General features: G+C 62.3%; 21 protein-coding genes. 4 read left to right on the top strand and 17 right to left on the bottom strand.

Annotated elements, in window-relative coordinates:
• Positions 1-84: 84 nt before the first annotated feature.
• From H7E91_RS04960 to H7E91_RS04925, 8 genes are all read right to left on the bottom strand, one after another.
• Complete coding sequence (locus H7E91_RS04960; protein ID WP_182354110.1) at positions 85-705, bottom strand: response regulator; 621 nt, start codon at positions 703-705, stop codon at positions 85-87.
• 139 nt (positions 706-844) lie between these two features.
• The gene (mutM, locus tag H7E91_RS04955) at positions 845-1753 is read right to left on the bottom strand and encodes a bifunctional DNA-formamidopyrimidine glycosylase/DNA-(apurinic or apyrimidinic site) lyase (RefSeq protein ID WP_241698400.1); all 909 of its coding nucleotides are present in this window, start codon (positions 1751-1753) and stop codon (positions 845-847) included.
• Positions 1722-2390, bottom strand: coding sequence for a ribonuclease III (gene rnc, locus H7E91_RS04950; protein WP_182353993.1), 669 nt, complete (start codon positions 2388-2390; stop codon positions 1722-1724). Before rnc ends, mutM begins: the two co-directional genes overlap by 32 nt.
• Before the next feature lie 59 nt (positions 2391-2449).
• A complete protein-coding gene (locus H7E91_RS04945; RefSeq protein WP_182353992.1) occupies positions 2450-3007 on the bottom strand; it encodes a YceD family protein in 558 nt (185 codons plus the stop codon).
• Between the two features lie 91 nt (positions 3008-3098).
• The gene (locus H7E91_RS04940; RefSeq protein WP_182353991.1) at positions 3099-3758 is read right to left on the bottom strand and encodes a hypothetical protein; all 660 of its coding nucleotides are present in this window, start codon (positions 3756-3758) and stop codon (positions 3099-3101) included.
• Positions 3751-4230, bottom strand: a complete 480-nt coding sequence (gene coaD / locus H7E91_RS04935; protein ID WP_182353990.1) for a pantetheine-phosphate adenylyltransferase — start codon at positions 4228-4230, stop codon at positions 3751-3753. Before coaD ends, H7E91_RS04940 begins: the two co-directional genes overlap by 8 nt.
• Complete coding sequence (locus tag H7E91_RS04930) at positions 4227-4790, bottom strand: RsmD family RNA methyltransferase (RefSeq protein ID WP_182353989.1); 564 nt, start codon at positions 4788-4790, stop codon at positions 4227-4229. Before H7E91_RS04930 ends, coaD begins: the two co-directional genes overlap by 4 nt.
• Complete coding sequence (locus H7E91_RS04925) at positions 4790-6988, bottom strand: ATP-dependent DNA helicase RecG (protein ID WP_182353988.1); 2199 nt, start codon at positions 6986-6988, stop codon at positions 4790-4792. The genes H7E91_RS04930 and H7E91_RS04925 overlap by 1 nt, the downstream gene beginning before the upstream one ends.
• Positions 6989-7208: 220 nt before the next feature.
• Here H7E91_RS04925 and rpmB point away from each other — a divergent pair, with 220 nt between their 5' ends.
• A complete protein-coding gene (gene rpmB, locus H7E91_RS04920) occupies positions 7209-7403 on the top strand; it encodes a 50S ribosomal protein L28 (protein ID WP_182353987.1) in 195 nt (64 codons plus the stop codon).
• A gap of 49 nt (positions 7404-7452) precedes the next feature.
• Here the strand turns inward: rpmB and thiL are convergent, their stop codons facing one another.
• Complete coding sequence (thiL, locus tag H7E91_RS04915) at positions 7453-8346, bottom strand: thiamine-phosphate kinase (protein WP_241698399.1); 894 nt, start codon at positions 8344-8346, stop codon at positions 7453-7455.
• Between the two features lie 55 nt (positions 8347-8401).
• Here thiL and H7E91_RS04910 point away from each other — a divergent pair, with 55 nt between their 5' ends.
• Positions 8402-8902: a DUF3515 family protein gene (locus H7E91_RS04910; protein WP_182353985.1), complete on the top strand. Its 501-nt coding sequence runs from the start codon at positions 8402-8404 to the stop codon at positions 8900-8902.
• On the opposite strand, the gene H7E91_RS04905 is transcribed toward H7E91_RS04910, so the two are convergent.
• Positions 8899-9978, bottom strand: a complete 1080-nt coding sequence (locus H7E91_RS04905; RefSeq protein ID WP_182353984.1) for a D-alanine--D-alanine ligase — start codon at positions 9976-9978, stop codon at positions 8899-8901. The two genes, H7E91_RS04910 and H7E91_RS04905, sit on opposite strands and share 4 nt — an antisense overlap.
• A gap of 31 nt (positions 9979-10009) precedes the next feature.
• On the opposite strand from H7E91_RS04905, the gene H7E91_RS04900 reads away from it, so the two are divergent.
• Both H7E91_RS04900 and H7E91_RS04895 read left to right on the top strand, forming a co-directional pair.
• Positions 10010-11116, top strand: a complete 1107-nt coding sequence (locus H7E91_RS04900) for a trans-sulfuration enzyme family protein (protein WP_182353983.1) — start codon at positions 10010-10012, stop codon at positions 11114-11116.
• A 67-nt stretch (positions 11117-11183) separates the two neighbouring features.
• Positions 11184-11828 (top strand): AMIN-like domain-containing (lipo)protein, encoded by a 645-nt coding sequence (locus tag H7E91_RS04895; protein WP_182353982.1) that lies wholly within the window; start codon positions 11184-11186, stop codon positions 11826-11828.
• Positions 11829-11842: 14 nt separating this feature from the next.
• Here H7E91_RS04895 and H7E91_RS04890 read toward each other — a convergent pair whose 3' ends face one another.
• From H7E91_RS04890 to leuC, 7 genes are all read right to left on the bottom strand, one after another.
• Positions 11843-12673 carry a lysophospholipid acyltransferase family protein gene (locus H7E91_RS04890; protein ID WP_182353981.1) on the bottom strand — a complete coding sequence of 277 codons (831 nt, stop codon included), beginning with the start codon at positions 12671-12673 and terminating at the stop codon, positions 11843-11845.
• A 44-nt stretch (positions 12674-12717) separates the two neighbouring features.
• Positions 12718-14037 (bottom strand): UDP-N-acetylglucosamine 1-carboxyvinyltransferase, encoded by a 1320-nt coding sequence (murA, locus tag H7E91_RS04885; RefSeq protein ID WP_182353980.1) that lies wholly within the window; start codon positions 14035-14037, stop codon positions 12718-12720.
• Positions 14038-14093: 56 nt separating this feature from the next.
• Entirely contained in the window at positions 14094-14561 is a 468-nt protein-coding gene (locus H7E91_RS04880) for an ArsR/SmtB family transcription factor (protein WP_338401732.1), read from the bottom strand.
• Positions 14554-15936 (bottom strand): MFS transporter, encoded by a 1383-nt coding sequence (locus tag H7E91_RS04875; protein ID WP_182353978.1) that lies wholly within the window; start codon positions 15934-15936, stop codon positions 14554-14556. Before H7E91_RS04875 ends, H7E91_RS04880 begins: the two co-directional genes overlap by 8 nt.
• 82 nt (positions 15937-16018) lie before the next feature.
• Positions 16019-16573, bottom strand: a complete 555-nt coding sequence (locus H7E91_RS04870; RefSeq protein ID WP_182353977.1) for a GNAT family N-acetyltransferase — start codon at positions 16571-16573, stop codon at positions 16019-16021.
• A 9-nt stretch (positions 16574-16582) separates the two neighbouring features.
• Positions 16583-17239: a 3-isopropylmalate dehydratase small subunit gene (gene leuD / locus H7E91_RS04865; RefSeq protein WP_182353976.1), complete on the bottom strand. Its 657-nt coding sequence runs from the start codon at positions 17237-17239 to the stop codon at positions 16583-16585.
• 9 nt (positions 17240-17248) lie between these two features.
• Positions 17249-18649, bottom strand: coding sequence for a 3-isopropylmalate dehydratase large subunit (gene leuC / locus H7E91_RS04860; protein WP_182353975.1), 1401 nt, complete (start codon positions 18647-18649; stop codon positions 17249-17251).
• Between the last annotated feature and the right edge of the window lie 83 nt (positions 18650-18732).

The following is an 18732-nucleotide window of genomic DNA, read 5'->3' as shown; positions in this document are numbered from 1 at the left end:
CAGTCTGGGCGAACGCTTCGCTTCACAGAGTCTGGAGCAGTGGTGTCTTCCAGGGCGCGGCCCTGGGGACACCACTGCTATCGGTCAGTTTTGTGCGCGCCAACCTGCGGCGCGCTGACCGGCCACCCAAGCAGCGACCTGCGTGCGGCGCTGGAGCCCCATCTTCGACAGAAGCGACGTGATGTGGTTCTTCACAGTCTTCTCTGCGACACCGAGACGTTCGCCGATCTCGCGATTCGACAGGCCGTCGCCAATGAGGTCAAGAACTTTGCGCTCAGATGGAGTGAGGTCGGCCGTGGGATCATCGTGGTCCGCGCGGCGGCGGGTGAGCGTCCGCTCATCTAAAAGAACACGGCCAGCAGCAACAGCCTTGATGACCTCGGTGATCTCCGCGCCCCGGACGGATTTCAACAGGTAAGCTTTCGCGCCCGCCTGGAGAGCCTCGTCCAAAGCGTCATCGTCATCGAATGAGGTGAGGACGATGGGGCGGACGGATGGTGCTTCGACAGCGAGTCGGTTGATGATGTCGATGCCCGTACCGTCCGGCAGGCGAAGATCGACAAGGGCGACATCGGGACGCACGATCTTTGCTCGGTTGACAGCCTCCTCGACGGAGCCTGCTTCGGCGACGACAGACAGACCGTCGGCGCGTTCGACTACCTCAGAGATCCCCCGACGGACCACTTCATGGTCGTCGATGATCATGACGTTGATATCTTCCTTGGCTTCGCTCATGAGAGGATTCTAGCCCAGAGAAATATCGTCGACGACAGAGTTTCACCGGTGGAATCGTCCGGTTTGTCGTATACCAGTGCGGACGCGAGGATATGGCAGGACGGCGACGTTACCGGCTTGCGTAGGGCTGGCAGAGCGGGCAGAAGGTTGAGGACCGGTTCATGAACTGAATTCGCGTCATTGTCGCCCCGCACCTGCCGCACGGCTTGCCGCCCTGCCCGTAGGCCTGAAGCGAACGAGAGAAGTAACCGGAAGCGCCATTGACGTTAACGTAAAGCGAATCAAATGACGTGCCGCCCTGTTCGAGAGCCTCCTCGAGGACGTCCCGCGAATGCTGCCAGAGCTCCTCGAGGCGCTGATAGGACAATCCGTTCGTCTTCCTGCGCGGATTGATCTTCGCTCGATAGAGCGCCTCGTCGCAGTAGATGTTGCCCATCCCGGATGCGAGCGTCTGATCGAGCATGGCGCGCTTAATTTCCGTGCGCTTCCGCCTCGTCCTCTTTGCAACGTCACCCGCCTCAACCCACGGGTCGAGGACGTCGCGCGCGATGTGGGAAACGGGTACCGGAATAAGGCGAGACTGCGTGCCCTGCCCAGCTGGATGGTCGTCGCGGACCTCGGTGAGCGACGATCTCTGCAGGTAGCCGAATGTGCGTTGGTCAAGGAAGCGCAGGACGCTACCGTTTTCGAACGTCATCCGTGCGCGCATATGTCGATGGGCTGGTGCAGGAGTGCCTGCTTGCGTGACGAGGAGCTGGCCGGACATGCCGAGATGAAAGTTAAGAGCGAGTCCCTCCATCTCGAACCACAGGAACTTGCCTCTTCGGACCACCGCCTCGACCCGCCGACCGGTGAGGGCGGCAAGCCCCGCCACATCACCTTCAGAACGCTGGATAGCACGCGGATGGAAGACGTCAATATCGGTCATGAGCTCTCCTCGCAGGAGCTGCTCGAGCCCAGCCCGGACCGTTTCAACTTCGGGAAGCTCAGGCATCGACCGCTCGCTTGAGTTCCTCATAGGCAGCTTCTGCGGCCGCCATTTCCGCCTTCGCACGAGATGTCCCCTTCCCGCTACCCCACGACCTTCCGTCGAGAATAACGGTGGCGACGAACCGGCGCGCATGATCGGGTCCGGAGGACTCGATCGCGTATTGGACGTCCCCGAGACCGCCGTCGTTCGCCAGCATCTGGATCGATGTTTTCCAGTCGAGGGCGGGCCCGGCCTTCGTTGCCTGAACGATGTAAGGTCCGGTCAAGCGCTCGACGACACCGCGTGTCCTGTCCAGGCCTACCGTCAGGTAGGTCGCGCCAATGAGGGCTTCCAGAGCATCGGAAAGGATCGACGCTTTGTCGCGCCCGCCGGTGACAAGCTCGCCGTTGCCGAGCAGGATGAACTCATCCAGCTTGATCCGTTTCGCGATCGCAGCGAGTGGTGCCTCCGACACTGCGGCGGCGCGAATAGGAACGAGCTCAGCCTCGGACTTGTCCGGATAGTCATGGAAGATGCGGTCGGTGACGATGATCGACAGCACCGCATCACCGAGTAGCTCGAGTCGTTCATTCGTCGGCACGCCGCCATTTTCGAACGCCCAGGAGCGGTGGGTGAGGGAAAGGTCGAGCAACTGCGGATCGACCTCGGTTCCCCAGGCGGTCAACAAGACCTCCCGGTCAGTCCGTGCCGGAGGATGGACTTTGCGACGGCCTTTCGACCGGCTCACGAGCCCTGTTCTTCGGCAGCCAGCTTGGCCCGAAGCTCGTCGAGGGCCGTCATCTCCTGAAACTCTTCCTCGTGAGCGTGGTCATCAGGCAGGTCTGCCAACCGTCCACCGCACACGGCGCACAGTCCGGGGCAGTTCTCGTCACAGAGTGGGATAAACGGCATCTGTCCAACGATGGTGTCACGCAGGAGGGGTTCGATATCGATCGTGTCGTCCTCGATGAGGGCAACCTCCTCGGCCTCTTCGTCACCCGATTCCTGGAGGGCCTTAGCGCGGTTCGGGTAGAAGTACAGCTCGGTCACATCCGAGGTGAGATCTTCCTCGACTTCGCGCAGACACCGGGCACATTCCGCGAGTGTCGTGTAGTCAACGGTTCCGGTGACGAGGACTCCCTCGGAGACGGACTGCAGGGCCCCGTCGACGCTGATATCGCCAATTGTGCGGACGAGAGCCGTGGCGAACGTGTCGGGCGCGGGGATGGAGCGAACGAATTCGAGTCGCGACCCCTCCTGGCGACGAAGGTCGGCGAGGGAGATGCGAAACGCATCAGACATTGATGTCTCCTGTATGGGTCGGAATTGTGGCGGAGCCGTATCCAGTGTGGTCCAGTCGCCCGCCGCACTCAAGCGAGTCCGCTCACTCGGATTAGCGGTATTCGGGAGCGTCCTCTTCAAACGGTAGCTCGATGTCATGTCCCCCATCGAGCCTCATGTCACTCGGGGCGGGATCGGGCTCGGTGCGGGGCGGCGCCCCGCGACGCTCCTCTTCTTTCTCGGACGCGACGCGAGCCTCCTCCCTGCGGGAAAGCTCCTGCCTGCCAGCGTGGATCTTTCCTAGCAGGGCTTCCACCTCATTCTGAAGGTGAGCCAGTGCGTCATCGGAGTAGCGGTCCGCCCCGGCGTTCATCCTCTTCGCCTGCTGGCGCGCCTCCCGCCTGATCCGGTCAGCGTTCTCCTCGGCTCCGATGGTGATCGCGTGCTGGGACACGAGCTCGGCTGCCTTCAGCCGGGCCTGCTTGATCGTCTCTTCAGCATCTTCGTGAGCGCGTTCCAGGATGGTCTTCGCGCGGCGCTGCGCTTCGGCCCTAACCTCGGCTGCTTCGGCGATGATCGCGTCCGCTGCCTCAATCTGGTCGGGAACGATGTCGCGCGCCATTTGAAGCAGATCGACAACTTCAGATCTATTGATCATGGCTGAAGCCGACATCGGGACACCCCTCGCTGAGGTGACGACCTCGATGAGCTCGTCGAGAACAGCGATGAGTGAATCTCCCGCCTCAGCGTTACCTACGTCGTAGTCAGTCATTCGTATCCTTTCGGGTGAGCACCCGCGCCACCGGCGCGGGCACGAGGTCGTCAATCCGCCCACCGTGCGCGGCAACATCCTTGACGAGAGATGATGCCACGTGGCCAAGGCCTGAATCACCCATGATGAAGACGGTTTCAACACCGCTCAGATGCCGATTCAACAGCGCCATGGCCTGCTCACTGTCGTAATCAGCCGACCCTCGTAGCCCCTTGACGATTGCCGAGGCACCCACCTCTTGAACAAAGTTCGCAAGCAGGCCATCGACCGGCTCCGCACTCGCACCCGGAAGGTGCTCGACCGACGCCCGGGCGAGGGCAAGCCGTTCGGACGGGCTGAAGAGATATCTCTTATCCGCGTTCTGGGCGACACCGACGATGACGCGGTCGAACATGGTGAGGGCTCGGCGAACCACGTCGACGTGACCGAGAGTGATGGGGTCGAATGATCCCGGGCAGACAGCGATGCTCATGCCCTTAGGTTACGTCGATAGTCGGCGTGAAGTGCTGTCCAGATGACGGTGTCGCCCCACGACCTGCGATCATCGACCTCGATTCCTTCAGGCCAGGACGGCTCACCCGCATGTTTGTCCCTCTCAAGCAGGAGGATGCCGTCGTCGACAAGATGCGGCACGGCCGCCTCAAGCACCGGCGCTATCTCGCTGTTCGTCATTGCGTAGGGCGGGTCGAGGAAGATGACGTCGTAACGCGTGGCACTCGAATCGAGGAACGTCCTCACCTTCGACTGGACGACGTGCACGTCAAGGCCCGCCTTCCGAGCATTCGACGCGATGATGGTGGCCGCTTCGCGGCCAGCATCAACCGCTGTAACCGACCGGGCGCCACGAGACGCTGCCTCTAAGCCGAATGCTCCCGATCCCGCGAACAGGTCGAGAACATCGGTCTCGTCGAGATAGCCGCGGTGACCAAGGGTCGAGAAGATCGCCTCCCGGACGAGGTCCGGGGTGGGACGCGCGGACTTCGGAACGCGGATAGTCATGCCCTTCGCAGTGCCTGCGACGATGCGAACCATCAGCTCCTCCCCAGGTAGTCGGTCTCTGTTTGCCTACGCGCTTCGTCGACTGCTAGGTGCAAGCCGTGCCACGTGCGTAACGTCGGGTCTTCAGCCACAAGGGCGAGGGCGTTCTCCCTCACCATCTCAATGATCCGGGCGTCCTTCCTCATCTCCAAATGACGAAGATGCGAGCGAACTCCTGATTGGCTCGCACCGAGGACGTCACCTTCGCGGCGTAGCTCGAGATCCTTCTCCGCGAGCGCGAAGCCGTCTCTCGTGGCGGCGAACGCGGCAAGTCGTTCAGCTGCGACCGTGCCCTCCGGCGCCCACGATAGTGCGAGGCAAATGCCGGGACGGGTCCCTCGGCCAATGCGACCGCGCAACTGGTGGAGCTGTGACAGTCCGAAACGATCCGCATCGAGGACGACCATGATCGTCGCATCGGGTACGTCGACACCAACTTCGATGACCGTGGTTGCGACGAGCACGGGCGCCTCCCCCGACTGCAACGCGGTCATGGCACCCGTCTTTTCCTCGGAACTCATCTGGCCCGTGAGGACACCGATGCTTACACCCGCCAGGGCAGGGTGGGCGCGCAACATGTCGGCGACGTCGATGACGGTCGACAGTGGCGGCCTACTGTCATCGTCCGAGGTCTCAAGGTGTGAGGGTTCATCGTCGGGGTTGATGCGGGGACACACAATGAAGGCCCGCCCACCGTCAGCGATCTCCTCTGCGACACGTTCCCACACCCGATCAACCCACGCGCGTTTCCCTGCAGGGACGATAGTCGTCGTGACCTCCTGGCGGCCGAGGGGCACATCGGTGAGTTCCGAGACGTCGAGGTCCCCAAAGACCGTCATCGCAAGGGTGCGAGGGATCGGGGTGGCGGTCATGACGAGCAGGTTGACATGGGGATGTGCGCGCAGAGCATCCCGCTGGTCGACGCCGAACCGGTGCTGCTCATCGACAACAGCAAGGGACAGAAAGGGAATGTCGACATGCTCGGACAGAAGGGCGTGAGTGCCGACGATGATCCCTGTCTCACCGCCAGCGAGACGGCCGAGCACACTCCGCTTCGCTTTCGCGCCCAACGACCCGGTCAGCAAGTCGACACGGGTACCGATGTCGGAACCACCGAGCATGCCTCCTCCTGCCAGATCGCCGAGCATCGTGACAATCGAGCGGTAATGCTGTTCCGCGAGGACCTCGGTCGGCGCGAGGAGCGCCGCCTGACCGCCGTTGTCGACAACCTGGAGCATCGCCCGCAGGGCGACGATTGTCTTGCCGGAGCCGACATCGCCCTGCAATAAGCGGTTCATCGGTCTGGTTGACCCAAGGTCGGAGGCGATCTGCTCCCCCACGCGCATCTGACCTCGTGTCAATTCGAAGGGCAACCGCCGGTCGAATTCGGCCGCGAGTCCGGTCGCCCGTCGGGGACGCGGATCCGAATGGGCGACGGTCGCCTCATGTCCACGCTGGGCGAGCACAGTCTGAAGGATGAGTGCCTCTTCGAATTTCATGCGTTCACGACCACGTTGCCAGTCCGCGTCGGTCTGGGGCCGGTGAAGTGCGATCAGCGCGTCGTAGGCTCCGAGTAGCCCGTGTTGTTTCCGGAATGAGTCCGGTAGCGGCTCGGGCACATCGCTTGGGCGGACCTGGTCAAGTATCGAACCGACAGCCTTCTCGATCGTCCATGTCGGCACTTTGACGGCAGCGGGGTACAGGGGCAGGGGACGGGCGAGGTCTTGCTCGTCGACCTCTCCCTCGTCCTCCAGAAGCTGGTATTCCGGGTGGGTGAGCTGAAGCTCGCCGCGGTAGGAGGACACCGTGCCTGAGAATGTCGCGAGAGTTCCGGGTTGGAGCTTCGACTCGTGGAAGGCGAGCGGTCTCGGCGACTTTGCGAAGAACGTGAGCGACATGTCGTGCTGGCCGTCAGAAATCGTCACCTTGAGGAGAAAACCCCGCCTCGCGTTCATCGGCCGCATGCTGACGCCAAGCACGTGCGCGACAACCGTGACACTCTCACCTTCCACTGCTCTCGCGAGCGGCACGAGTTCTCCCCTGTGCACATAGCGGCGCGGGGTGTGTCGCAGCAGATCCCCGGCGGTGAACAGCTCGAGCTTCTCCAGCGCCTTCGCGGTGCGCGCTCCAACGAGCCGGTTCAGCGGGCTGTCAAGCAAGGTACGCCCGTCTGTTGCTACAGCTTTCATCATCCCTCCCCGAACCACAGTAGCGGCCGATCCTGCCGTTCCTCTTCACTCGTACCCACGGAGTGGATGGCGGGTGACCGAATAGTGTGGGATACCACGTTCCCTCCACTCGTCGGATCTTGGCGCTTTGACGCCCGCTCGGTTACCATGAACAGGTTGCACTCCGTGTGCATGTCAGGAGACGCCGCTGGCGTCTTGTCAGCGAGAAGATCAGGAGAGAACCGTGGCCTCAGTATGTGACGTCTGCGGCAAGGGCCCGGGCTTCGGCAAGAGCGTCTCGCACTCCCACGTGCGGACGAACCGCCGGTGGAACCCGAACATTCAGCGTGTCCGCGCACTCGTCGACGGTACGCCGAAGCGGCTCAACGTCTGCACGAACTGCATCAAGTCCGAACGGATTGTTCGCAACACGAAGTAGCTTTTTGTCCTGTGCCCCCACGAAGGTGGGGGCACAGTCATGTCTACTGTCACGACGTGAAGTGGTCCCACCCGCCAAGCTCGTCCAGCTCGGTCCCATCGACCGTGACCCCGCGTCCCTGGGACACGCGGCCGATGATGCTCCACTCGTTCGGAACGCTACCGGGTTCTACTGCGGCAAGGAAGCCGTGGTCCTCTCCCCCTGTGAGCGCCTGTTGAAGGGTCGCGCCGGCACTCGCAGCCGCGGCAACCAGTTCTGAATCGATGTCAATCGAGACACCGGAAGCCACCGCTATCCTCCGCGCATCCCTCACGAGTCCATCCGACACATCCATCATCGCCTTCGCGGGAACCGCGAGCGCTCTTCCGACGGGCGGCACCGGCCGTCGGAAAAGGTCCGCTTCAGGGCCCCCCTCTCCTGACTCGAGGAGGGAAAGACCATGGGCCGAGGCTCCGAGGTTACCCGTGTGGATAAGAACATCGCCCGGTTCGGCACCTGATCTTAGGACCGGTTCGCGGCGTTCGAGATCCCCGAGGACGGTTCCTGCGGCGATGATGACCGGTCCGCGGGACATGTCCCCGCCGTCGACCGCTATCGGTCCGGTTTCGCGAGCCACATGGTCGCACGCCTGACGTAAGCCTCTCGAAAAGCCTGCCACCCAGTTGGTGTCCACTGTTTGTGGGATGACCATGGCGATGACGAGGGACATGGGGCGGGCTCTCATCGCGGCCGCGTCGGCGACGTTGTGCATGACGCAGCGCCAGCCGACATCTTCGGCGGTCGACCAGTCCGTGCGGAAATGGACACCTTCGACGAGGATGTCGGTCGAGATCGCGACGTCACCTACGGGTGAGAGGACCGCGCAGTCATCGCCCGACGGGACAGTCGCCGTCGAGGCGGGAAGGTGCTCGTTGATGATCGTGAGAAGGTCGTCTTCGCTCATACGCTTCATTGTTGCATCGTCTCGCGAGAGTGCTCCGCCCGGCTAGAGTGGTCGTGTGAAGCGTCTCAGTATTCTTGCACTTGCCGGCCTCGCAGCATGTACCCCGACGCTCGGGCTCGATCCCACTCCCCATGCATCGGACCCGGTGTGCGCGCAGATGCTCATGGCGACGCCCGGCGAGATCGGCGGCTTTACGCGGGTGAACACGACGTCACAGTCGACGACAGCCTGGGCTGACGGATCATCATTTCGGTGTGGGCTCGACCAACCCGGTCCGTCAACCGACCGCTGCATCACGGTCGGCGGGATCGACTGGCTCAGCCTCGACTCGGGCGACGAGCGGATCCCGGACAACGGCGGGGATGACACGTGGACGTTCCTGTCGTATGGGCGTCAACCGACAGTCGAAATCGTCATCACGACCGACGCCGTCGGCGCAGGGGCCGTGACCGACGTCCTTGCCCAGTTCTCATCCGCGCTCAGCATTGTCGAACCGCAACGAGAGTGCCTCGCGCTTGTCGATGCTCCGCTGTCTGTCGAGGACGACTCGGACTAGCGCAGGCCAGTGTCGCGTTCCAGTGCCAGACGAAGGAGTTCGTCGATGAGCTCCGCATAGGTCAGACCGGATTTCTGCCACAGGAGGGGATACATCGAATATGGGGTGAAACCGGGGATCGTGTTGATCTCGTTGATCGTGATCTCCCCGTCGTCATAGAAGAAGTCGACTCGCGCCATGCCTTCGCAGTCGACTGCCTCGAAAGCCTCAACCGCGACAGCTTGTAACCGCTCGACATCTGCGGCTGGCATCTCGGCAGGGATCTGGAGAACGAGTCCGTCGGTCTCCACATACTTGGAATCAAAATCGTAAAAGCCTGACGCGGGGTCATTGAGGACAATTTCACCGACGGTCGATGCTCGCGCCCTACTCGTCCCACGGCCGCCGAGCACCGCACATTCGACCTCGCGCCCTGCGAGACCCTGCTCAACGATGACCTTCGGATCGTGCTTCTGAGCCTCCCGAATCGCCTCATCTAGCTGATCGAGGGATTCGATGCGGGAGATGCCGAGGGAGGATCCGGCCCGGGATGGCTTAACGAAGAGCGGCATCCGGAGCTGCGCGATCTGCTCGGTAAGCTCGTCACGGCTCGTCTCCCACCCGACTTTGGTCACGAGCACCCATGGGCCGACAGGCAGTCCTGCTGCCTGAAGGATGATTTTCGTGAAGTGCTTGTCCATGACCGCGGCAGACGAAAACACCCCCGACCCGACGTACTTCACCCCCGCCATCTCGAACAGGCCCTGGATCGTCCCGTCTTCACCGAACGGACCGTGGAGCAGCGGGAAGGCGATATCGATATTGAGGTTCGTGCCGTCTTCGTAGAATTCGCCTGATCCAAGTGCGACGGTGACGGGATTGCCTGGGCCGACCTCGGCCCTGCCCGTACCGAGGAAACCAGAGTCCGTCGTGCCGCTCACCCACGTGCCGTCTCTGCGGATGCCGATGGGGACGATCTCATATCGCTGACGATCAATCGCCGCCATGACCGATCCGGCAGTCATGCAGGACACGGGATGCTCGCCTGAACGCCCCCCGTAAATAAGGGCAACGCGAGTTGTGGAACCGTTCTTCACCGCTCGAGCCTATCAAGATAGTCTCAAGGCCATGACGAAGCCAGCAACGATTCTCGCCCAGTCCGGTCGCCCCGACAGGGTCCAGGGAAGCCCGGTCAATCCGCCGATCGTCCTGTCGTCAACGTACCGAAACGCAGGAACGGAACCCGGCAACATCTACGCCCGCTGGAACACGGAGACGTGGCACCCGTTCGAACAGACCCTCGCAACCCTCGAAGGCGCCGAACACCCCGCCCTCGTGCACTCCTCCGGCATGGCGGCGATCACGACCGCGCTTCATGCGGCGCGTCCGGGCCGTATTGTCGTTCCTCGGCATGCCTACCACGCCTCTCTCGTCGTCGCACGCGACATGGCGCAGCGTGAGGGTGGCGAGGTCATTGCCGTCGACATCGCAAACACCGACGAGGTCATCTCCTCCCTTCCGGGTGCGAGCGCCATCCTCATCGAATCACCAACCAACCCGATGCTTGAGCTTGCCGACATTCCCGCGATCGCGGCCGCCGCCCACGACGCTGGCGCCCTCGTCATCGTCGACAACACATTCGCTACGCCACTTGGCCAGCAGCCGCTCGCAATGGGCGCAGACATCGTCGTCCATTCGGCGACGAAATATTTGGCCGGGCACTCCGACGTCATCCTCGGCGCGGCTCTTGCTGCGACCGAGGAACTTCATCACACAATGTGGGATTTCCGTACGCGCACCGGGTCGGTCGCCGGGCCGTTCGAGACGTGGTTGGCTCTGCGCGGTATGAGAACTCTCTCGCTTCGATTCGAGAGAATCACGGCGAACGCGAGCGAACTCGCACGACGCCTTTCAGAGCACCCGTTGGTCGAAGCAGTCACCCACCCAACATTGCCCGACCACCCGCATCGCGAGCGCGCCCCAAAAGGTTGCGGGGTGTTGACGTTACGCCCCGTGGGAGGCCGTGAAGCTGCCGACCGTGTTGTGGAGGCGACAAAGCTCTGGCTGCCCGCCACGTCGCTCGGCGGTGTCGAATCAAGCCTCGAGCGTCGCCGCCGCCTTGCCGATGAGGCGGAGACGGTGCCGGAGGATCTTCTTCGGCTCTCCTGCGGGATTGAGGACATCGACGACCTATGGGAGGACGTAGATCAGGCGCTACACAGCGCGGTCGCTTGAACATTGCGGTCCCGTAACGAGCGGTGCGTTCTCCCAAGTCCTGCCCTCCGCCAGGTAGATTCGTGGCATGAAACGCATTTTTGTTGCCGCGATGATGGCGAGCCTCCTCGCCGCCTGCACGTCGACCGAGGAGCCGACAGCGACCGACTCCACGACGACTAGCCCGGCCGAGACGACGCCGGCCGAGACGACTCGGGACGACACCACATCGGAGGAACCATCGAAGACCGCCGATGAGGAGAGCACGCCCGCGGACACGATCGATGAGGCGGACCTCGCGACTGGTCCGACGCAGTCGGAGGATTTTCCCGACTTGCTCGGCCAGTTTTTGCCCCTCGAGGCACGAGTCGGCGGGCACGGTAACTACGATCGTGTCGTCGTTGAATATGACGATGGTGAGGGTCAACTCGGCTGGTCCGCATCGTACGAGGATGAAGCAATTCAGGACGGCTCCGGTTTCCCGATCGACATGGAGGGGCAGCGGTTCCTCACGATCGCTGTGACAGGGGCCCGCTACCCCGACCAGGACGAAGCGAAGGACGAAATCGCAGTCACGGGGCTTGACCAGGCAAGTGTCGTCAAGGACGTTCAGGTCGACTACCCGTTCGAAGGTATGCACATGATCTTCGTCGGCGTCGATGCGGACCACCCCTATCGCGTGCAGGTCTTCCACGACCCAGAGCGCATCGTCATCGACATTCTCCACGACTAGGCAACGCGGTCGACTCAGGCGCGAATCGGGCGCTCCTCACCGCTCGCGGCAGATCGTGTCACCCCGAGGAATCGATTCACGGCGTTGCCGAGAGCCTGGAGGCGAGCCGCCCGCTTCGCACGCGCGGCCTGCCTCGCCTCGCGGCGCGCCTGCGTGCGGAGCCGGTGGTTGAGGACGTCCGGCTCAAAGCGTTCAGTGGGTGGGCTTCCCATCGGTCTGCCGAGCTCGGCACGTAGCCGAGCGACCTCGTGGGCGATGACAGTCATGGCGGAGTCGGCCTGCTCACGGTAGGTAGCGCCAGTGAGAGAAACGGGCGGTCCAAAATGGAGGAGGACACGCTCGGATCGATGAAGAATACGGGACCACCGCACCCGACCAGTCCACTGGTGAACGATCCGCTCGTTGCCCCAGTGGGAGACCGGGATGATGGGAACGTCTGGGCGCGCTTCGTGGAGGCGGGCAATTCCCGTCTTCGCCCGCATCGGCCACCCGGCAGGGTCGTGGGTAAATGTACCTTCCAGGAAGATGATGAGGCTGCGACCATCATCGAGAATGCCGGCCATCTGTTCGATGACTCCGCCCGGAGCATCACGGTCAATCTCGATCTGTCCGAGGGAGCGCAGGAGTGAACCGAGCGGTTGCGCGAACAGCTCCCTCTTTGCCATGAAGCGCGGCGGGATGCCGGAGCGATAGAGAGCGACGGCGATAACAAAGCCATCAAGGTGACTCGTGTGGTTCGAAATGAAGATGGCGGGACCGGAAGCGGGAATGTTGTCCCTTCCGGTGATTCGCACATCCTGGATGAGGTAGACGGCGGCGATGACGGGGAGGGAAAGCAACCTCATGACAGGTGGGACTTCTCTTCCCCTGAGCTGTCGTCGCCGGACCCTCATGACTGCATGGTGACGTCCGCGCCGAGCTTGGAGAGCTTCTGCATGAAATGCTCGTATCCGCGGTTGATGATATCGATACCTGCGACATGGCTCGTGCCCTCTGCGGCCAGGGCCGCGATGAGGTGGGAGAATCCGCCGCGCAAATCAGGGACGACGATGTCGGCAGCCTTGAGCTTCGTCGGGCCCTGGATGATCGCCGAGTGGTAGAAGTTCTGTCGGCCGAAGCGGCACCGGAGCCCGCCGAGGCATTCGCGATAGACCTGAATGTTTGCTCCCATGCCGCGCAGCGCATCTGTGAAGCCGAAGCGATTCTCGTACACGGTCTCGTGGACAATCGACAGACCGGTCGCTTGGGTGAGTGCGACGACTAGCGGTTGCTGCCAGTCGGTCATGAGGCCTGGATGGACGTCCGTTTCGAGCACCGCCGCCTGAAGTTCCCCTCCGGGATGCCAGAACCGGATGCCATCATCTTGAACGTCGAACGCACCGCCAATTTTGCGGAAATAGTTGAGAAAGGTCGTCATGTCCTTCTGAGCGGCGCCACGGATGAAGATGTCGCCGTGTGTGGCGAGAGCCGCGGAGGCCCAGGAACCCGCCTCGATCCGGTCGGGAAGAGCGGTATGACGGTAGGCGTGTAGTTTGTCAACGCCCTCGACACGGATCGTGCGATCCATATCGACCGAGATGATGGCGCCCATCTTCTGCAGGACGGCGATGAGATCCATGATCTCTGGCTCCATGGCGGCATTCGACAGCTCGGTGAAGCCCTTTGCCATGACAGCGGTCAAGAGGGTCTGCTCCGTCGCACCCACCGAGGGAAACGGAAGCCGGACAGGCTTGCCGCGAAGGCCCTTCGGGGCCGTGATATGCATGCCGTGCGGGGTGGAGGTACGCACCGCACCGAAGTCTTCGAGGACTTTCAGATGGAAATCGACCGGACGGTCGCCGATGTGGCACCCGCCGAGGTCGGGAACGAACGCTTCACCGAGGCGGTGAAGTAGCGGGCCACAGAAGAGAATGGGGATGCGGGACGAACCAGCAAGAGCATCGACCTGGATTGGGTCGGGTAATGTCAGCGAGCCCGGAGTGATCGTCAGCTCGCCCTCCTCCTGCTGATAGTCGACGTCAACGCCGTGCATCTGCAGTAGCTCGGATACGACCTCGACATCGCGGATTTGTGGAACACCGCGAAGCGTTGAGGTTTCTTCGGTCAGCAGGGCCGCGACCATAGCCTTCGGGACGAGATTCTTCGCCCCACGGACAAAGATCTCTCCGGTCAACGGTTTTCCGCCGCGCACTTCCAGCACCGACGCCATGGTCTCCTCCTCCAGTTGCTCCTCCAAGGTTACCGGGCGGAGGACACCTCGCGAGCTTATCGCTGGTCGGGGCGCGCCGGTAGGAGCTGTGCGCCAAGCGCGTAAAGAGCGCCATCGCCACTGAGGCGGTTCGTATCGGAAAGCCCGCGAATCTCGTCGTATAGCTCGCTCAGCCGGTTGGCGAGGTCTTTGCGCTGGTCAGGGGTGAGAAAGACGACACCGAGCATGACAAACTGGTTTTTCTCCTCGTCGGTGACATCAGGGACAAGACTCCGGAGGTATTCGAGGATGGCATACGACGCTGCGCGACTGTCCTCGGAGTCTCGCTCTGCCGGATCGGGCTGAGGCGGATTCATCTTCTCCTCGTCGACTGACCACCACGTCTCGCGTGCATCGGCACCAACCCGCTTGTTGATGAAGCCTCCCGCTTCGAGGATCGACAGATGGTAGGACACCTTGTTGGCGGCCGCCCCAAGTTCGGAGGCAAGATCCGACGTCCGCGCCTCGTCTAACACATCAAGCACGAGGAGAATCTGCAACCTCAGCGGATGTGACAGGGCCTTGAGTCGGCTCATCTCGGTCATAGCTCTCCCATTCTGACGGCCGGGGAATGCGGCGCACTCGTGGCGATAGTATCGCGATGATGGCGCCCAGGGCGCAGATCGCGACAAAGATGATCGCGGTCCGCTCGTAGCCGTACGTCTCGAGACTCACGCCCGCGATGAGCGGGGCGAATGCAGAGAGTCCTTGCGCGACCACGCCGAGGATGCTGCTGACACGCCCCTGGAATGACTCAGGTGTGCGGCCTAGGACATAGCCAAGCAAGGCAGCGTTGATGATGGGGAGGCAGAGCCCGATCGCGAACGACACACCCATCATGACCCAGTAGCCGTCCGACAAGAGGAGCGGAAGGGTGGCGAGCGTGAACCAGCCGAGTGATGTCGCTGTGATCACGCCCGTCGGATGCTCGCCAGCGATGCGGCCAGCCACAGTCGACGACAGGATGACACCGAGTCCAATCCCCATCCCGAGATAGCCAACCTCGACGGCCGGGTAGCCGCGAGCGATGAGGGAGAGCATCATGAGCGACTGGACGCCTGCCATGCCGAGGTTGACGACGGTGACGATGAGTGCAAGGACGAGGAGGGTGCGTCTGCTCGTGAGATAGCGCAAACCTTCCGCAAAGTCCGCGCTCATCGACGCCCGCTTGACGGGCGCGGCATGCCGCGCTTCACGCGCGACCGTTGAAGTGTCCGCAGAACTCTCGGTCCCGACCAGTGCGCGTCCTGGCGCCATCTCCTTCGCCGGAACAAGTGACGTCCGCACGCGCGTGAAGACGAACCCCTGAATGGCCGAGAAGATCATCGACATAAGGAATGGCAGCCAGGCGAACAGGCCGTAGAAGAAGCCGGTGAGAGGCCGCGCGATGAGCTGGACGGCGGCGTCCCTCCCCTGGTTCGCCGCCTGCGCCTTTACAAAGTCACGGTCCGACATAATGGACCGAAGCGCCGCATTCGTCGCCTCGCCAAAGAACCCGTGCACGAGCGCGAGGACGCCCATGAGCACCGCGAAAGTCACGTACGTGAGGTTGCCCGAGTAGATGAAAAGACAGATGCCTCCGCTGACGGCAGCGCCAAGAAGCGCGTACAAGTAAATGAGCGTCCGGCGGTCCATCCGGTCGACGATGACGCCACCGGGGATGGCGGCGAGCATCATGAGAGCGAGAATGATCGTCTGCAGAGTACCTGCCGACGCCTCTGACCCCGTCAGGTCGAAAACGACGAAGCTCACAATGAGAAGCGAGAAAACCCGCCCGATCATCCCGGTCGTATCCCCCGCCAGCCACCACACGTAGTTGCGGTTCAACCAGATCGATGTCGAGCCCTGTGCTGTATCCATGGCTCGACCGTAAACCGGCAATAAAATTAATTCAAGACTTTTGCGCAACTGTTATTGCGCAAATGCTCTGCACATTTTCTCGTTACCGGACTCGGTGAAGCTCGGTATCTCCCCTCAAACCTTTTGAGCCGTCGAGAATCCGTTCAAACAGGAGGTGATCGCTCCGTTTGCCTGCGATCTCCATATACTGGCTCGCCCGCCCGAACTCGGTGAAGCCATTGCGCCGGAGCACCTTCATCGACGGATGATTGTCAGGCAGAGTCGCTGCGACAATGCGGGCAAGCCCGAGTTGCCCCGCAAAGCGAAGAGCCTCGGCGACGGCGCCCGTTGCAATCCCCCGCCCCGCATCTCTCTGCGCGACCCAATAGCCGATCTCGGCCGACCGGTAGGGCCCGAACTCGATCCGGTCGAGCGAGAGCTGACCAACGATTGCGCTGTGATCAACGATGACGAAGGGCATGACAGACCCAGACTCGTAGGAGACGAGCTTGGCCGCGATGATTTGGCGTTGGTAATCCAGCTCAAAGTAAGAATCCTCGCGCCGCGGTTCAAACGGCGCGAGGAATTCTCGCGATGTCACGAGTAACCTCGTGAGCTCTTCGGCGTCACCGTCGGTGACGAGCCTGATGATCTTCATGCGCTCACATTAGGCGAGCGGGGCCTCCCCATCGACTGGACGTGCCGAGACGACCTCGACAGCTGGGAGAGTTTTGGCCGGTAGGGTGGCGGGCTTGTAGCTCGGACGGGACTTCTCGAACTCAGTGATGGCGCCCTCCTGGCGAAGGGTCAGTCCGATGTCGTCGAGACCCTCCATGAGACGCCAGCGCGTGTAGTCATCAATCTCAAACGTTGTCGAAAACCCTCCGGCGGTGACGGTGCGGTCGACGAGGTCAACTGTCACCTCGGTACCAGGCTGGGTCTCGAGAATCTTCCACAGTTGCTCCGCGTCATCCTGGGTAATGACGCCAGCGACGAGCCCTTGCTTGGCGGAATTACCGCGGAAGATGTCGGCAAAGCGCGGAGCCAGGACGGCGCGGAATCCATAGTCTTTGAGTGCCCACACAGCGTGCTCGCGAGAGGAGCCGGTGCCGAAGTCTTCACCGGCGACAAGGACGGACCCAGATCTGTAGTCCTCCTGATTGAGAACGAAGTCCGGATCGTTGCGCCAGGCGGCAAAAAGAGCGTCCTCAAATCCCGTGCGGGTCACTCGCTTGAGGTAGACCGCTGGGATGATCTGGTCGGTGTCGACGTTGGAGCGGCGGAGCGGGACGCCGATGCCGGTGTGAGTGCTGAACTTTTCCATGATCAATCCTTACAGGTCCGAAGGGGTCGAGATGGTGCCGCGGATCGCGGTGGCTGCAGCCACGAGCGGCGACACGAGGTGCGTCCGTCCACCCTTGCCCTGCCTGCCCTCAAAGTTGCGGTTCGAGGTCGAGGCGGCGCGCTCGCCGGGCTGGAGCTGATCGGGGTTCATGCCGAGGCACATCGAGCAGCCAGCGTTGCGCCACTCCGCACCGAAGTCCGTGAAGATCGTGTCCAGGCCCTCAGCCTCTGCCTGAAGGCGGACGCGTGCCGAGCCGGGCACGACCATGACGCGCACATTGGGATCCTTCTTCTTGCCGCGGATGACATCCGCGATGTTCCGCAAGTCCTCAATGCGACCGTTCGTGCACGATCCCATGAAGACCGTGTCGACCCGAATGTCCTTGATCTTCGTTCCCGGCTCAAGGCCCATGTATTCCAGGGCTCGCTGGGCCGCGTAGCGCTGGCTCTCGTCCGCGAAATCCTCCGGATCCGGAACGGAAGCTGAGATCGGCAGACCCTGGCCGGGGTTCGTTCCCCACGTGACAAACGGCTCGAGCTCCGCGGCATCGAGGTCGACCTCAGCATCGAAAACCGCGTCGTCGTCCGTTCGCAGTGACGTCCAGTACTCGACGGCACGATCCCATTCCGCCCCTTCGGGGGCGTGCGGGCGGCCCTTGAGGTACTCGAATGTTGTCGTGTCAGGGGCGATCATGCCGGCGCGCGCGCCTGCCTCGATCGACATATTGCAGATCGTCATGCGCGCCTCCATCGACAGCGCCTCGATGGCCTCACCACGATACTCGAGCACGTAGCCAGCTCCACCGCCCGTCCCGATCTTCGCGATGATCGCGAGGATGATGTCCTTCGCCGTCGTGCCCGGACGCAACGTTCCGTTAACGTTGATCGCCATCGTCTTGAACGGCTGAAGCGGCAGAGTCTGGGTTGCGAGCACATGCTCAACTTCGGAGGTGCCAATACCCATGGCGAGCGCCCCAAAGGCGCCGTGCGTCGACGTGTGGGAATCGCCACAAACGACGGTCAGGCCGGGCTGGGTCAGGCCAAGTTGCGGTCCGACGACGTGGACGATGCCCTGGTCAGAGTCGCCGAGCGAATGCAGGCGAATGCCGAAGTCCTTTGCGTTCTTGCGCAGTGTATCGATCTGCTTAGCCGAGACCTTGTCCGCAATTGGGAGATCAATGTTGAGGGTCGGGACGTTGTGGTCCTCAGTTGCGATCGTAAGGTCGGGGCGGCGAACCTCGCGTCCAGCGAGACGCAATCCCTCGAAGGCTTGCGGGCTTGTCACCTCGTGGACGAGGTGAAGATCAATGTAAAGGAGATCGGGAGCCCCGTCTTCGCCGTGCGCAACAATGTGCGACTTCCAAACCTTCTCGGCCAGGGTCGTCCCCATGACTCTCTCCTTTGTGTCGTCGGTGTGATCAGGATCTGCCTTCGCGAAGTGTAACGCACTTGCGTATCAAAGGGCGAGATGAC

This window comes from Flaviflexus huanghaiensis, assembly GCF_014118685.1.
GTDB classification, from domain to species: Bacteria; Actinomycetota; Actinomycetes; order Actinomycetales; family Actinomycetaceae; genus Flaviflexus; species Flaviflexus huanghaiensis.
This window is presented reverse-complemented; position numbering and strand designations above follow the sequence as displayed.

What these genes read in the sequence shown, in the direction of transcription:
- thiL (WP_241698399.1), bottom strand. Translation starts at nt 8,346, where the DNA reads ATGAGCGAAGACGACCTTCTCACGATCATCAACGAGCACCTTCCCGCC.
- H7E91_RS04900 (WP_182353983.1), top strand. Translation starts at nt 10,010, where the DNA reads ATGACGAAGCCAGCAACGATTCTCGCCCAGTCCGGTCGCCCCGACAGG.
- H7E91_RS04945 (WP_182353992.1), bottom strand. Translation starts at nt 3,007, where the DNA reads ATGTCTGATGCGTTTCGCATCTCCCTCGCCGACCTTCGTCGCCAGGAG.
- leuD (WP_182353976.1), bottom strand. Translation starts at nt 17,239, where the DNA reads ATGGAAAAGTTCAGCACTCACACCGGCATCGGCGTCCCGCTCCGCCGC.
- H7E91_RS04925 (WP_182353988.1), bottom strand. Translation starts at nt 6,988, where the DNA reads ATGATGAAAGCTGTAGCAACAGACGGGCGTACCTTGCTTGACAGCCCG.
- murA (WP_182353980.1), bottom strand. Translation starts at nt 14,037, where the DNA reads ATGGCGTCGGTGCTGGAAGTGCGCGGCGGAAAACCGTTGACCGGAGAG.
- H7E91_RS04895 (WP_182353982.1), top strand. Translation starts at nt 11,184, where the DNA reads ATGAAACGCATTTTTGTTGCCGCGATGATGGCGAGCCTCCTCGCCGCC.
- H7E91_RS04875 (WP_182353978.1), bottom strand. Translation starts at nt 15,936, where the DNA reads ATGGATACAGCACAGGGCTCGACATCGATCTGGTTGAACCGCAACTAC.
- H7E91_RS04870 (WP_182353977.1), bottom strand. Translation starts at nt 16,573, where the DNA reads ATGAAGATCATCAGGCTCGTCACCGACGGTGACGCCGAAGAGCTCACG.
- leuC (WP_182353975.1), bottom strand. Translation starts at nt 18,649, where the DNA reads ATGGGGACGACCCTGGCCGAGAAGGTTTGGAAGTCGCACATTGTTGCG.
- coaD (WP_182353990.1), bottom strand. Translation starts at nt 4,230, where the DNA reads ATGAGCATCGCTGTCTGCCCGGGATCATTCGACCCCATCACTCTCGGT.
- H7E91_RS04890 (WP_182353981.1), bottom strand. Translation starts at nt 12,673, where the DNA reads ATGAGGTTGCTTTCCCTCCCCGTCATCGCCGCCGTCTACCTCATCCAG.
- H7E91_RS04930 (WP_182353989.1), bottom strand. Translation starts at nt 4,790, where the DNA reads ATGGTTCGCATCGTCGCAGGCACTGCGAAGGGCATGACTATCCGCGTT.
- H7E91_RS04960 (WP_182354110.1), bottom strand. Translation starts at nt 705, where the DNA reads ATGATCATCGACGACCATGAAGTGGTCCGTCGGGGGATCTCTGAGGTA.
- mutM (WP_241698400.1), bottom strand. Translation starts at nt 1,753, where the DNA reads ATGAGGAACTCAAGCGAGCGGTCGATGCCTGAGCTTCCCGAAGTTGAA.
- H7E91_RS04940 (WP_182353991.1), bottom strand. Translation starts at nt 3,758, where the DNA reads ATGACTGACTACGACGTAGGTAACGCTGAGGCGGGAGATTCACTCATC.